The sequence below is a fragment of the Rhodoferax sp. ZS1R8 genome (assembly GCF_056521325.1).
Window position 1 is genome coordinate 682748 of the sequence record NZ_JBWMBA010000001.1, and the last position, 12494, is coordinate 695241.

General features: G+C 60.3%; 14 protein-coding genes. 5 read left to right on the forward strand and 9 right to left on the reverse strand.

From position 1 onward, the window contains the following. Nucleotides 1–13: 13 nt before the first annotated feature. Complete coding sequence (locus AC097P_RS03215) at nucleotides 14–364, reverse strand: hypothetical protein (protein WP_479608912.1); 351 nt, start codon at nucleotides 362–364, stop codon at nucleotides 14–16. 34 nt (nucleotides 365–398) lie between these two features. Then, nucleotides 399–1031 carry a LysE family translocator gene (locus tag AC097P_RS03220; protein WP_479608913.1) on the reverse strand — a complete coding sequence of 211 codons (633 nt, stop codon included), beginning with the start codon at nucleotides 1029–1031 and terminating at the stop codon, nucleotides 399–401. A gap of 161 nt (nucleotides 1032–1192) precedes the next feature. Between AC097P_RS03220 and AC097P_RS03225 the strand changes: the two genes are divergently transcribed. Further along, nucleotides 1193–1753 carry a fasciclin domain-containing protein gene (locus AC097P_RS03225; RefSeq protein WP_479608914.1) on the forward strand — a complete coding sequence of 187 codons (561 nt, stop codon included), beginning with the start codon at nucleotides 1193–1195 and terminating at the stop codon, nucleotides 1751–1753. Nucleotides 1754–1790: 37 nt separating this feature from the next. After that, nucleotides 1791–2771 carry an MYG1 family protein gene (locus AC097P_RS03230; protein WP_479608915.1) on the forward strand — a complete coding sequence of 327 codons (981 nt, stop codon included), beginning with the start codon at nucleotides 1791–1793 and terminating at the stop codon, nucleotides 2769–2771. A gap of 46 nt (nucleotides 2772–2817) precedes the next feature. Here the strand turns inward: AC097P_RS03230 and AC097P_RS03235 are convergent, their stop codons facing one another. Both AC097P_RS03235 and AC097P_RS03240 read right to left on the reverse strand, forming a co-directional pair. Beyond that, nucleotides 2818–3294, reverse strand: coding sequence for a YybH family protein (locus AC097P_RS03235; RefSeq protein ID WP_479608916.1), 477 nt, complete (start codon nucleotides 3292–3294; stop codon nucleotides 2818–2820). A 92-nt stretch (nucleotides 3295–3386) separates the two neighbouring features. Next, nucleotides 3387–4013 (reverse strand): NADPH-dependent F420 reductase, encoded by a 627-nt coding sequence (locus tag AC097P_RS03240; protein ID WP_479608917.1) that lies wholly within the window; start codon nucleotides 4011–4013, stop codon nucleotides 3387–3389. Nucleotides 4014–4110: 97 nt separating this feature from the next. On the opposite strand from AC097P_RS03240, the gene AC097P_RS03245 reads away from it, so the two are divergent. Beyond that, entirely contained in the window at nucleotides 4111–5022 is a 912-nt protein-coding gene (locus tag AC097P_RS03245) for a LysR family transcriptional regulator (protein ID WP_479608918.1), read from the forward strand. 130 nt (nucleotides 5023–5152) lie between these two features. Next, nucleotides 5153–5644 carry a GNAT family N-acetyltransferase gene (locus AC097P_RS03250; protein WP_479608919.1) on the forward strand — a complete coding sequence of 164 codons (492 nt, stop codon included), beginning with the start codon at nucleotides 5153–5155 and terminating at the stop codon, nucleotides 5642–5644. A gap of 7 nt (nucleotides 5645–5651) precedes the next feature. Here AC097P_RS03250 and AC097P_RS03255 read toward each other — a convergent pair whose 3' ends face one another. Next, nucleotides 5652–6563: a LysR family transcriptional regulator gene (locus AC097P_RS03255; protein WP_479608920.1), complete on the reverse strand. Its 912-nt coding sequence runs from the start codon at nucleotides 6561–6563 to the stop codon at nucleotides 5652–5654. 100 nt (nucleotides 6564–6663) lie between these two features. On the opposite strand from AC097P_RS03255, the gene AC097P_RS03260 reads away from it, so the two are divergent. Beyond that, nucleotides 6664–7710, forward strand: a complete 1047-nt coding sequence (locus AC097P_RS03260) for an NAD-dependent epimerase/dehydratase family protein (protein ID WP_479608921.1) — start codon at nucleotides 6664–6666, stop codon at nucleotides 7708–7710. Between the two features lie 111 nt (nucleotides 7711–7821). Here the strand turns inward: AC097P_RS03260 and AC097P_RS03265 are convergent, their stop codons facing one another. The 4 genes from AC097P_RS03265 to preA all read right to left on the reverse strand — a co-directional run bounded on the left by AC097P_RS03265 (nucleotide 7822) and on the right by preA (nucleotide 12489). Further along, nucleotides 7822–8169, reverse strand: a complete 348-nt coding sequence (locus tag AC097P_RS03265) for a low molecular weight protein tyrosine phosphatase family protein (RefSeq protein WP_479608922.1) — start codon at nucleotides 8167–8169, stop codon at nucleotides 7822–7824. A 67-nt stretch (nucleotides 8170–8236) separates the two neighbouring features. Beyond that, nucleotides 8237–9427 carry a Zn-dependent hydrolase gene (locus tag AC097P_RS03270; protein WP_479609463.1) on the reverse strand — a complete coding sequence of 397 codons (1191 nt, stop codon included), beginning with the start codon at nucleotides 9425–9427 and terminating at the stop codon, nucleotides 8237–8239. A gap of 154 nt (nucleotides 9428–9581) precedes the next feature. Then, nucleotides 9582–11024: a dihydropyrimidinase gene (hydA, locus tag AC097P_RS03275; protein ID WP_479608923.1), complete on the reverse strand. Its 1443-nt coding sequence runs from the start codon at nucleotides 11022–11024 to the stop codon at nucleotides 9582–9584. A gap of 151 nt (nucleotides 11025–11175) precedes the next feature. Then, a complete protein-coding gene (gene preA / locus AC097P_RS03280) occupies nucleotides 11176–12489 on the reverse strand; it encodes an NAD-dependent dihydropyrimidine dehydrogenase subunit PreA (RefSeq protein WP_479608924.1) in 1314 nt (437 codons plus the stop codon). Nucleotides 12490–12494: the final 5 nt, after the last annotated feature.

Genomic DNA, 12494 nt, shown 5'->3' on the forward strand with positions numbered 1-12494 from the left:
GGGGCCAATTTTCCTAGGGGCGGCCCGGCGGAAGATTGCCGGTCCCGGACCCCGCTGGCGCGTTCAGAACGGTGCGCACCTCGTGCGCTTCCACATCCACAATATCCGCACTGCCCACATGCGACGCTGCACTGGCGCCAGGCGTGAAGCCGGGGCGAAACTGTTGGGCCGCCTGGTTAAAGCGCGTAAAGGTAGTCACCACCGCGGGCTTGCGGCCGGTCAGCAAAAAGCGCAGCACCAGCACCGCGACCACGAGCAGCCCCCCGCCCAGCACGCAGAGCGCAAACACTGCAGCCATGACCAGCAGAACCAACTTGACGACGCCGCGCAGGATGCTGCCCACAAGTTCAGATAGCAAATTCATGGCGGCATTGTGCCTGTGGTAAACAAAACCCCACTCATTCGCGGGCGACCGCCATCACCGCCGCAAAGCCGACGAAGACGCCGCCGGTCAGCCGGTTGAAGCCCCGCATCACTGCGGGGCGGCGTAGGTATACGGCTAGCGACTTGCCACTGACCGCATAGACAAAATACCAGGCCACCTCGATCACCGTGAAGGTCGTGATCAGGATCGCGAACTGTGGCAACTTGGCCGTATCGGGGTTGATGAACTGCGGAAAGAAGGCCGCGGCAAACAGGATGGCCTTGGGGTTGCTCGCCGCCACCAGGAACCCCTGGCGGTAGATGGCAGAGCTTCTGACCGCGGGCAGCCCGGTGGGCACTGCATCGCCAGCCATCTTCTCTGGCACCGGGCTGCGCCAGCACTTGATACCCAGGTACGCCAGATAGGCCGCCCCGGCCAGACGCAGCACATCAAATACCGCAGGGAAGGTATGCAGCAGCGCGCCCAGGCCTGCGGCAGACACCGCCATCATGGCCAACAGGGCCGTCATGCAACCGACCATAACTACCACCGCAGCGCGGAGCCCATAACGCGCGCTGGTGCTCATGACCAGCAGCATATTGGGGCCGGGCGTGGCGGAGACTACGAAGGTCATCAGTACAAAAATCCACCAGATGCTAATGGTCATGTTCGTTGCTTTGTTGGGGACATCATGGCCCATAAGGCTAGCAGATGCGCTACTGCCGACGCGCCGCCCGCAATTTAATTGAATCCGTTCTCCCGTGCGCCGCGTATTCAGTACAGCCGCGACATTTCGGCTTACTTCCCAAATCCTCAGGAGAAAATTACATGGCATCTACTACTACCCGCAAGCTCGCATCCTTTAGCCTGGCTCTCATCATGTCTGCCGTGTCCGTGGCCGCCATGGCCGACGTCATGGTTGGCGGCGCGCCCATGCTGGCATCCAGGGACATCATCGACAACGCCGTTAATTCCAAAGACCACACGACATTGGTCGCAGCAGTCAAGGCCGCAGGCCTGGTCGAAACACTGAAAGGCCCAGGCCCATTCACCGTGTTTGCCCCCACCAACGCAGCCTTTAGCGCGCTGCCTGCTGGCACCGTAGAAACACTGCTCAAGCCCGAGAACAAAGGCACGCTCACCACGGTTCTGACCTACCACGTAGTTGCCGGCAAGTTTGACGCAGCTGCCATCAGCAAGATGATCGCGGATGGCAAGGGCATGGCCACCATCAAGACCGTGAGCGGCGGCACGCTGACCGCCAAGGCCAGCGGTTCCAAGGTCATGGTTACCGATGAAAAGGGTGGCACGGCTACCGTGACCATCGCCGACGTGTACCAGTCCAACGGCGTGATTCACGTCATCGACAAGGTGCTGTTGCCTAAGTAAGGCGGTGCCCGATGCGGCGATTCTTTAAAATCGCCGCATGAATGACAGCACCCCCTCCGAAACCCCCATCATTGCCACGCACAGTGGCAGCTTCCATGCCGACGACGTTTTTGGCGTGGGGATTCTGATGGGGGTTTTCCCATTGCACCGACTCATTCGCACGCGCAAACAAGAGCTGATTGATGCCGCCGACTTCGCGGTAGACGTAGGCGGCAGCTGGGACGCGGCCACCGGCCGCTTTGACCACCACCAGCGCGGCTTTTCTGGTTCCCGCCCCGCGCCGCAGCTGGATGGTCAAATTGTGCCCGGCGTTGGTTATGCCAGCGCAGGTCTGGTCTGGTCGGCGCATGGCAGTGCGTATGTGCAGGCCTGGGCCAGCCGCCACGGCCAGAACCTGGGCGCCGAGGCCTTGGATGAGGTGGTGCGATCCATCGACCATTCGCTGGTGCAGTACCTGGACATTGTCGACACCGGCCAGGGCGATGTATCGCCCGGCATATTTGGCCTGTCGTCACTGGTCGCCCAGCTCAACTCGCACTGGATGGAAGAAAAAGGCATGGACGCGGCAGCCAAGGCGCAGCTTCAGGAAGCGCGATTTCGCGAAGCCATTGCCATCACCCGCACATTCTTAGACCACGCCATCAGCAAGAAGGTCGCACAAATCAGTGCCGTAGACACCGTGCGCAGCGCGCCGCGCCTGCTTGGCGGCCGCGTGCTGCACCTGGCAGAGGGCGGCATGCCGTGGAGCCGTGTCGTTGTGGAGGAAATGCCCGACGTGATGTTCGTCATCTATCCAGACTCCGACGGTGACCAGTACCAGGTCAAGACCGTGCCGGTAGAGGCTGGTTCGTTCACCGCGCGCCTGGACCTGCCCAAAAGCTGGGCCGGCCTGCGCGACCAGGAACTGGCCGCTGTGACCGGTGTGCCAGACAGCGTGTTCTGCCACCTGAACTTGTTCATCGGCGGCGCGCGTAGTTTCAACGGCGCGCTGAGGCTGGCTGAACTGGCGCTGTCGTAGTGGTGTACGGTCGAGGCCGCGCAACCGCGCGAGCATCATTGCGGTCCTACTTGGCGACCGGGGCAGCGGAGAAGCTGTAGTGTGTGAATTTCCACTGGCCATCAGGACTTTTGTTCAGGACGAACAGTTCCTTGAAGGCAGCAGGACCTGCGGGTTGCTCCATGCCATTGACCTTCAGTGTGCCTGCGGAGTGGCTACGCACCAGCGCTGAGGATTTGCCCAGCACTTTCACTTCATCCACGGTGAACTTCAAGTTGAGTGCAATGGCCTTGAACGTTCCGTCATAGACCGCTTTGAGGGCATCCCGCCCTACTGCGGCGGGCGCATCGGGCGCCATTTGTACGCCATCTTTCGAATAGAGATCCACAATCGTCGCCGTGTCAGCAGCATTGAGTGCGGATTCGTAGCGCGTGACCGCCTGGCGGATGGCCTGCTCGTCGGGAATGTCTTTGGCATACGCCAAGGAAGGAGCCGCTACTGTGGCAATTACCAGGGACGCAAGAATCGTTTGAATGGTAGGCATGTTGGGTCTCTTAAAAAAGTGAGTGAATTTGGATCCGTGAATGTGTTCGCCCAAGCACCAAAATGGTTGATGCTGCTGGGACCAGTTCGGGGTTAAACGTGCACCCAAGCTGGCGCTACCACCGGGCCTTTGCCCAAGAAGAAACCAAAGTGGATATTCATTTCGCCGATGGGTTCGAGGTAACGGCAGTTGGATAGCGGACCGGCATCGACAGGCTCAAATCCCGCGGACTTGGCCAGGTCCGAAACGCTGGCTTTGGCCGCAGCGTCGTCTCCAGCCACAAAGACTTGCAATGTTTTTCCGAGGCGTGATTCTGGCGCCAACAACTGGGCAAAGATGGTGTTGAAGGCCTTTACCACCTGCGCCTGGGGTGCAAGTTTTTGAATCTCCTGCGCCGCAGAGGTGGTGTGCCCGATGACCAGCTCTTTGTAATCCGGACTGATAGGGTTGGTGATGTCTACCAAGACCTTGCCAGCCAGACCACCAGCGTGCTCTATGGCGTCTGCTACTGCACCGTAAGGCACAGCGAGAACAACAATGTCCGCCAATTTGGCAGCGGCGGCAATGCCTCCGCCCACGGCCCCGTGACCGACCTTGTCGGCCAGCGCGGCGGCCTTGGCCAGGTCGCGGGCCCCAATGCTGACTTCATGCCCTGCTGCGGCCCAAACGGATGCCAAACCTGCGGCCATATTGCCGGTTCCGATGATTGCGACTTTCATTTACTAGCTCCTTGTTAAGTGAAAACTGAACTGTAAATTTGAAACGAAATTAGATAAATACTGGATAATTTTGCTCACTTGAAACAAAATCATTGCAATGGACCGTTTAACCAGCATGGGGGTCTTTGCCAAGGCGGTGGAGACAGGCTCTTTTTCTTCTGCTGGCGATGCGTTGCGGATGTCATCGCAAATGGTCGGCAAACATGTGCAGACGCTGGAGCAGCATCTGGGCGTTCGCCTCCTCCACCGTACGACACGCCGGCAACACCTCACGGAAGCAGGGGTGGATTTTTATGAGCGGGTGAAAACCATCCTGGCAGAAGTAGAGGCGGCCGAAGGCGGTGCGGCCATCAGCCGCGCTACGCCCAGAGGCCGGCTGCGCATCAACGCGCCGGTTACCTTCGGCGTACACGCGCTATCGCCCCGCTTGCCCGAATACTTGGCCAAGCATCCTGACGTGGCGATAGAAATGTCGCTGTCGAACCGAAACGTCGATTTGATCGATGAGGGTTTCGACATCGCGTTTCGGGTGGGAGAGTTGGCAGACAGTGGCCTGATGGCACGTGCGCTCGCTCCCTATCGCCTGTGTTTGTGCGCCGCGCCGATGTATCTGGCCCGGTGTCCTCCGATCACACACCCTGGCGACCTGGAAAAACACGAGTGCCTGGGGTTCTCACATACGGAACTGCGCTCGCGCTGGACATTTGAAGGACCCAAGGGGGCGATCACAGTCCCAGTTGCCGGCAAGCTGATGGTCGATAGCGGTGAGTCGCTGCTGATGGCTGCGCGTGCCGGCATGGGCCTGCTTCTGCAGCCCAGTGAATTGGTGCTCGGCGACCTGGCATCTGGCAGTCTGGTTGCGGTTCTGCCAGAGTTTTCCGTGCCTACCCGGGCCTTTCATGTCCTCTATGCCCCAGACCGCCGCATGACACCCAAGCTGCGCAGTTTCCTGGACTTCGCTGTCGAAGCATTTGGGGCTGGTGCGGAATCACCAGGCTTGACCCGATAGACCAGGCGACGTTGCAATCCGCCACAACGCTTGTACAGCGAACCCCGAGCCGACTGGCAGGTACGACTAGCGAAATCTGCTTGACGGTGTTGCGCGCAATTTACCCAACTTGTTAGTTTTATCACTCGTTATGAACACTATTGAATTGCTCGAAGCCAAGAATGAGGACCTGAAACGCATCGAAAACATGATGCAGTTTTATATGTATGACTTCAGCGAATGGCTACCGCTACCGTTCAACAACGAAGGTTGGTTTTCTATCCGATCAAAAGCCGAGTACTGGGCGAAGCCATCCACCAGGCCATTCTTAATTGCAGTAAACGGAGAAACAGCCGGGTTCCTGACCGTGGACGATGAGGTCACGCACCTGGATGCGGATTTCAGCATCGGATATTTCTTTGTCGGCAGACGTTTTCGTGGAACCGGTGTCGGCACCGCTGCTGTCACACAGCTGCTGACACTATTTCAGGGATGTTGGCAGATATTTCATGTCACCCAGAACGCTTCGGCCCAAGCCTTCTGGAAGAAGATTATTCCAACCGCAACAGCGGGCAACTACACGGTGCATAGCGAAACGATTGACGGCTATGAATGCACTCTGTACAAGTTTCATAGCGATTAAAGGCCGCTCAGCCACCCATATAGGCTTGCAGCCCCAGCAAAAGGGCGTCAAAGGTTGCTTTGCAGCGTGGGCTGTTGCGCAGGTCTTCATGCATCGTGAGCCAGGTTTCCAGCTCCAGCGGAATGCTTCCAGGGAACAGGTGCACCAGGTCCGGGGTGCGCGCCGCCAGTGCCACCTGACAAATGCCAATGCCACTGCCGGCGCGGATCAGGGCTAGTTGCGCTAAATCGCTGTCGGTGCGCACGGCAAAGGCGTCGCGGGTCCACATCGGGAAGGTTTTGGCTGCGGCGCGCACATAGGGCGTTTCTTCATCAAATCCTATCAAAGCGTGCTGCGCCAGATCGGCCAGCGACGTGGGTGTGCCATGTGTTTGCAGGTAGCTGGTGTGCGCGTGCAAGCCGAGCTGCACTTTGCCCACACGCCTGGCGATCAACAGCTCCTGCTTGGGTTGGGTCATGCGAACGGCAATATCGGCCTCGCGCTTGAGCAGATCCTGCACACGGTTGGTCAGCACCAGCTCTACCTTCAAATCGGGGTGCGCACGCTGCAGGTCGGCGACGATGGGTGGCAGCACCTCCACCCCGATCACCTCACTGGCGGTAACGCGCACCGTGCCCCGGATACCAGCACCGTGGCTCTCGGCGGCGCGGCGCAGCGCAGCGGCGGAACTACTCATGGCCTGCACAAAACTTTGCAGCTCCAACGCCGCCTCGGTGGGCAACAGCCCCAGTTGGGAGCGGGTAAACAGCACCACCCCCAGCGACTTCTCCAGCGCTTCAATATGGCGCCCCACCGTGGGTTGTGCGATGCCCATGGCGCGCGCAGCGCCAGAGAGCGAGCCTCCCTTGATCACGTTGAGGAACGAGCGGTAAAGCTCCCAGTCAATGTCGTTGTCGTTGTCGTTGGCGTCTTTGGTCATGCATAAATGTATAGCTGCTGGTATATGTTGGTCAATTGCTTAATAGCCCCAGCGCTTCGACACTCCATCCATCGCAACACTTTCTTCAAGGGGCTTCGACATGGAAAACAGCAGCAACACAGCATTGGTATTGGGCGCAACCGGCGGCATCGGTGGCGAAGTGGCTCGGCAACTGCGTGACGCAGGCTGGACGGTGCGTGCACTGCGCCGCGGTGGTGAACAGGCGCTGAAGCGGCGCGACGGCATGGTGTGGATCCGCGGTGATGCGATGAACCGTGCCGACGTGGTGGCCGCAGCCCGCGGCTGCGCGGTCATCGTGCATGCAGTCAACCCACCCGGCTACCTGCGCTGGGCCGAGCTGGTGCTGCCCATGCTGGACAACACTATCGCCGCGGCCCGCGCCGAAGGCGCCACCATCGTACTGCCCGGAACGGTCTACAACTTTGGCCCCAGTGCTTTCCCGCTGCTGCGCGAAGACTCACCGCAAGAACCGCTGACCCGCAAGGGCGCGATACGGGTGGAGCTGGAGCAGCGACTGCGTGTTGCCAGCAACAACGGCTGCAAGGTGATTGTGGTGCGCGCGGGCGACTTCTTCGGCCCCAAGGTTGGCAACAGCTGGTTCTCCCAAGGCTTGGTCAAGCCAGGTCTACCCGTCAAGGCCATCCAGCTACCGGGCAAGCGCGGCGTAGGCCATCAGTGGTCTTACCTGCCCGATGTAGCGCGCACCATGGTGGAACTGGTCCAACGCCGCGAAGCGCTGGCGCCTTTTGCTGCCTTCCACATGCAAGGCCATTGGGATGCCGATGGCACACAAATGGCAGCATCCGTCAGCCGCGTCGTCACGCGCCGAGGTGGTGCCAAGCCTGCAGTACGTGCCTTCCCCTGGTTGCTGATCGCGCTGGCTTCACCGTTTGTAGCAACCCTGCGTGAACTGCGTGAGATGCGCTACCTGTGGAATGTGCCACTGGCCATGGACAACACCAAGCTCATCGCTGCGCTGGGCCATGAGCCGCATACGCCGCTGGATGCGGCAGTAGAGGCCGCGCTGGAAGGCATGGGCTGTTTCGCGGCGGAGAATGCTACTGCATCGAGGTCCGACGCTGTGCAAACGGCCTACGGAGCGATAACAAACGGGGTTGCACCGTAAGCGATAGCCTGTATTGCAAGGAGTTTTTTCGTGGCAACAGCGCCCGAGAAAGTCAACGGCCCGAACCTGAACCGTCAGGTGAATGACACCAACGGAATCCAGCCGTTGAATTTACCCAAGCCCCAGAAGACTGTTGACGGACTGCTCCAGCATTTCGACCAATTCTGGGTCCATGAATTTGTATTCATCTGGTATGTCCAAGACATGGATCGGCTTGTTGTCCAGTAGACGGGTGAACCCTGCCGTTAGCCTGGACTTGTGCTTTTCTTCCATGACCAGGATTACGTTGGCCCACTGGATGTCTTCAACGGACACGGTGTGACGGGCATTGGGGCTGGTCCCCGCAGAACGGGCCGAGACTGTTGGGTGCTTGCGCCACAGTCGTTCCGCTGTCGGACTGCGCCATTGGTTTCTGCTGCAGATGAACAGCACGTTGAGCTTCTCGTCTAACTTGGACATTACTTCTTCTTGTAGGATCAATGCGCTTGGCGATGGCAAATGCAATGCTTGGGTCGACCCCCATTCGTCACACCACCCCAGCCCGCTCCAACATCGCATGCAACAACACATTGCACCCCGCCGTAATGTGTTCGGGCTTCGCATCCTCAATCTCGTTGTGGCTGATGCCATCCTTGCAGGGGATGAAGATCATGCCCGCTGGCGCCAGCTTGGCCATGTAGACGGCGTCGTGGCCAGCACCTGACACAGCGGGCATATGGCTGTAGCCGAGCTTCTTGGCGGCGCGACCTACGGCGTCCACGCAGTCGGGGTGGAAGGCAATGGCCGAGTAGCTGGACACCAATTCGATCTTCACGTCCACGCGGTGTTCCTTGCCCACCTTGGCGGCGAAGGCTTTGACCTCGTCGGCCATTTGATCCACCAGCGCGTCGGTGGCGTTGCGCAGGTCGATGCTGAATTTCACGCTGCCCGGAATCACGTTGCGGCTGTTGGGGAAGACCTGCACCATGCCGACGGTGCCGCGGCCGTGTGGTGGGTGGCGATGCGCTGCGGCCACCACGTCTTGCATGATGTGTGTGGCAGCCAGCATCGCATCCTTGCGCAGCGCCATGGGGGTCGGGCCGGCGTGGGCTTCCATGCCGGTCACGGTGCAATCAAACCAGCGAATGCCCAGCACGCCGCTGACCACGCCAATCGTCTTGTCGTTGTCCTCCAGCACCGGGCCTTGTTCGATGTGCGTCTCAAAATACGCGCCGATTGGGTGGTCGCCAGGCTCTTGCGTACCGACGTAGCCTATGCGCTCCAGCTCGCCTTTGACAGTCTTGCCTTCGGTGTCCGTCGCCGCATACGCGTGCTCCAGCGTGAAGGCCTTGGCAAACACGCCCGATCCCATCATCACCGGCACAAAGCGCGAGCCTTCTTCGTTCGTCCAGAAGGCGACCTCGATCGGTGCTTCGGTCTCGATGCACAAATCGTTGAGCGTGCGCACCACTTCCAGCCCCGCCAACACGCCGTAGTTGCCGTCAAATTTGCCGCCAGTGGGCTGGGTGTCGATATGGCTGCCGGTCATGATGGGCGGCAGGCTGTTGTTGCGGCCGGCGCGGCGCATGAAGCCGTTGCCGATCTTGTCGATGGTGATGCTCATACCTGCCTCCTCGGCCCAGCGCAGCACCAGGTCACGGCCCTGTTTGTCCAGATCGGTCAAGGTGAGGCGGCAGACACCTCCCTTGGGCGTGGCGCCAATCTTGGCCAGCTCCATCAGCGATGCCCACAGGCGGTCGCCGTTGATGTGGATGTTGGAGATGTCCAGAACGGTGTCGATGTGGGTGTCGAAATGGGTATCGCCGTCGGTATCGACTTCAATGGGGACGTTGGTTTTGCTGCTCATGGTGGTGATTCCTCTACCGTTTGCTTCACCGCTTGACCGCGGTGGGGGCCAGGGTTGCTGCGCGCAGCTTGGTCGCCGCAAAGTTCGAGCCAAACGCCGGGCGCTTGATGTAGCGGCCCTTGCCCTGCACGGCCCGCAGATCGCCCTGCACAAACACCAGCTCGCCCTGGCTGATGGTGTGGCTGGGAATACCCTTGACGGTACGGCCTTCGAATATGTTGAAGTCGCCTTTGCTGAATTGCGTTTTGACCGACAGAGTCTTCGTACCCGCCGGGTCCCACACCACCAGGTCGGCGTCGGCACCCACGCTGACACTGCCTTTTTGCGGGTAAATGTTGAACAGCTTGGCGGTATTGGTGGAGGTGACAGCCACAAACTCGGATGGTGTCAGCCGCCCGGTGTTGACTCCCTCGTCCCAGACCACGGCGAGACGCTCTTCGACACCACCGCAGCCGTTGGGAATTTTGCTGAAGTCGTCCTTGCCCGCAGCCTTTTGCGCGGCGCAGAAGGTGCAGTGGTCAGTGGCCGTGGTGTGCAGGTTGCCGCTTTGCAGGCCACGCCACAGAAATTCCTGGTTGCCCTTGGGGCGAAACGGCGGGCTCATCACGTGCGCGGCGGCGGTGGCAAAGTCGGGGTGGCGGTAGACGCTGTCGTCTATGACCAGGTGGCCGGCCAACACCTCGCCATAGACACGCTGGCCGCGCGCGCGGGCGCGGGCGATGGCCTCGGCCGCTTCGATGCAGCTCACATGCACCACGTAGATGGGCACGTTCAACACATCGGCAATGGCGATGGCGCGGTTGGCGGCTTCGGCCTCCACCATCGGCGGGCGGGATAGCGGGTGGCCTTCTGGGCCTTTGATGCCCATGTCGGCCACGGTCTTTTGCAGAAGGTAGACCAGCTCACCGTTTTCGGCATGCACGGTGGGCATGGCACCCAGCTCCATACAACGCTTGAAGCTGTTCACCAAGGTTTCGTCGTCGCACATGATGGCGTTTTTGTAAGCCATGAAGTGTTTGAAGCTGTTGACACCCTCGTGTTGCACCAGCGTGCCCATGTCCTGGCGGACCTGCTCGCTCCACCAGGTGATGGCGACGTGGAAGGAATAATCGCCCGCCGACTTCTCGGCCCAACCGCACCACTTGCGGTAGGCATCCAGAATGTTCTCTTGCGGGTCGGGGATGACGAAGTCGATGATGCTGGTGGTGCCACCGGCCAGCCCAGCCGCGGTGCCGGTGTAGAAATCGTCCATGGTGACGGTGCCCATGAACGGCAGCTGCATGTGGGTGTGGGGGTCTATGCCGCCGGGCATCACATACTGGCCGCCGGCGTCCACCACCGTGGCACCGGCAGGGGCGCTCAGGTTTTCGCCAACGGCAGTGATCTTGCCGTCTTGGGTGATCACATCGGCCAGACTAGCCCGGTCGGCATTGACGACGGTGCCGCCACGGATAAAGAGAGTTGTCATAGTGCCTCCTGCCGAGCCGCCTCAAAGGTGGCACGCGCCCCCTCGGGGGGCAACGAACATATGTGAGTGTGGGGGTTCATATATCTACTCCTAAATTGATAGCGGTATACGCAGTGCATTCGGGGGCTAGAGGCCGATTTTGCTTAAGCCCCTAAGCTGTGGGGGCTCCGCGCATCGGGTTGTTCGCATGCGTCGTCCAGTTGGCGTATTTATCGCTCACAACCAGCCCGGTGCGCAAGTCCTTTTCACCGGGTGCCAAATCGCGCAGTGTGATGCATTCTGGCACCGGGCACACGGTCACGCACAAGTTGCAGCCCACACATTCGTCTTCCTTGACTTCGAAGAAGCGTATCCCGTCCTTCATATTGGTGATGGCCTGGTGCGATGTGTCTTCGCAGGCAATATGGCAGCGCCCGCACTGGATGCAGCTGTCCTGGTCGATGACAGCCTTGCTGATGTGGTTCAGGTTCAGGTACTGCCAGTTGGTGACGGTGGGCACGGCTTTGCCAACGATTTCGCTCACACTGGTGAAACCCATCTCGTCCATGTAATTGGACAAACCGTCGCTCATCTCCTGCACGATCTTGAAGCCGTAGACCATGGCGGCAGTGCAAACCTGCACGGTGCCCGAGCCCAGCGCGATGAAGTCCAGCGCGTCGCGCCAGTTGCCAATGCCGCCGATGCCGCTGATGGGCAGCCCGGCGGTCTGCGGATCGCGCGCGATCTCGGCCACCATATTCAATGCGATGGGTTTGACGGCCGGGCCGCAATAGCCGCCGTGGCTGCCCATGCCACCCGTGTTGGGCGACATCTTGAGCGTGTACGGGTCCACGCCCATGATGGAGTTGATGGTGTTGATCAGGCTCACCGCGTCGGCGCCACCCTTTTTGGCGGCACGGGCGGGCATGCGCACGTCGGTGATGTTGGGGGTCAGTTTGACGATGACGGGAAGCCGGCTGTACTGCTTGCACCACGCGGTGACCATCTCGATGTACTCTGGCACCTGCCCCACCGCCGCGCCCATGCCACGCTCGCTCATGCCGTGCGGGCAACCGAAGTTGAGCTCGATGCCGTCGGCGCCGGTATCCACGAGCCGCGCCAGAATGTTTCTCCACGACTGCTCTTCGCAGGGCACCATCAAGGACACGATCATGGCGCGGTCGGGCCAGTTGCGTTTGACCTCCGTGATCTCGCGCAGGTTCAGTTCCAGGTCGCGGTCGGTGATCAGCTCGATGTTGTTGAAGCCCATCAGGCGGCGGTCGGGCGTCAGCAGTGCGCCGTAGCGCGGGCCGTTGACGTTGACGACCGGCGGCCCGGCCTCGCCCAGCGTCTTCCAGACCACGCCGCCCCAGCCGGCTTCAAACGCGCGGTTGACGTTGTAGGCCTTATCGGTAGGCGGGGCGGATGCCAGCCAGAAAGGGTTGGGGCTTTGGATGCCGACGAAATTGGTAGCGAGATTGGCCATGATCA

Bases quoted from the DNA above. Each gene is read 5' to 3' on its own strand.
- AC097P_RS03215 (WP_479608912.1), bottom strand. From the start codon at position 364: ATGAATTTGCTATCTGAACTTGTGGGCAGCATCCTGCGCGGCGTCGTC.
- AC097P_RS03220 (WP_479608913.1), bottom strand. From the start codon at position 1,031: ATGACCATTAGCATCTGGTGGATTTTTGTACTGATGACCTTCGTAGTC.
- AC097P_RS03225 (WP_479608914.1), top strand. From the start codon at position 1,193: ATGGCATCTACTACTACCCGCAAGCTCGCATCCTTTAGCCTGGCTCTC.
- AC097P_RS03230 (WP_479608915.1), top strand. From the start codon at position 1,791: ATGAATGACAGCACCCCCTCCGAAACCCCCATCATTGCCACGCACAGT.
- AC097P_RS03235 (WP_479608916.1), bottom strand. From the start codon at position 3,294: ATGCCTACCATTCAAACGATTCTTGCGTCCCTGGTAATTGCCACAGTA.
- AC097P_RS03240 (WP_479608917.1), bottom strand. From the start codon at position 4,013: ATGAAAGTCGCAATCATCGGAACCGGCAATATGGCCGCAGGTTTGGCA.
- AC097P_RS03245 (WP_479608918.1), top strand. From the start codon at position 4,111: ATGGACCGTTTAACCAGCATGGGGGTCTTTGCCAAGGCGGTGGAGACA.
- AC097P_RS03250 (WP_479608919.1), top strand. From the start codon at position 5,153: ATGAACACTATTGAATTGCTCGAAGCCAAGAATGAGGACCTGAAACGC.
- AC097P_RS03255 (WP_479608920.1), bottom strand. From the start codon at position 6,563: ATGACCAAAGACGCCAACGACAACGACAACGACATTGACTGGGAGCTT.
- AC097P_RS03260 (WP_479608921.1), top strand. From the start codon at position 6,664: ATGGAAAACAGCAGCAACACAGCATTGGTATTGGGCGCAACCGGCGGC.
- AC097P_RS03265 (WP_479608922.1), bottom strand. From the start codon at position 8,169: ATGTCCAAGTTAGACGAGAAGCTCAACGTGCTGTTCATCTGCAGCAGA.
- AC097P_RS03270 (WP_479609463.1), bottom strand. From the start codon at position 9,427: ATGGAGCTGGCCAAGATTGGCGCCACGCCCAAGGGAGGTGTCTGCCGC.
- hydA (WP_479608923.1), bottom strand. From the start codon at position 11,024: ATGACAACTCTCTTTATCCGTGGCGGCACCGTCGTCAATGCCGACCGG.
- preA (WP_479608924.1), bottom strand. From the start codon at position 12,489: ATGGCCAATCTCGCTACCAATTTCGTCGGCATCCAAAGCCCCAACCCT.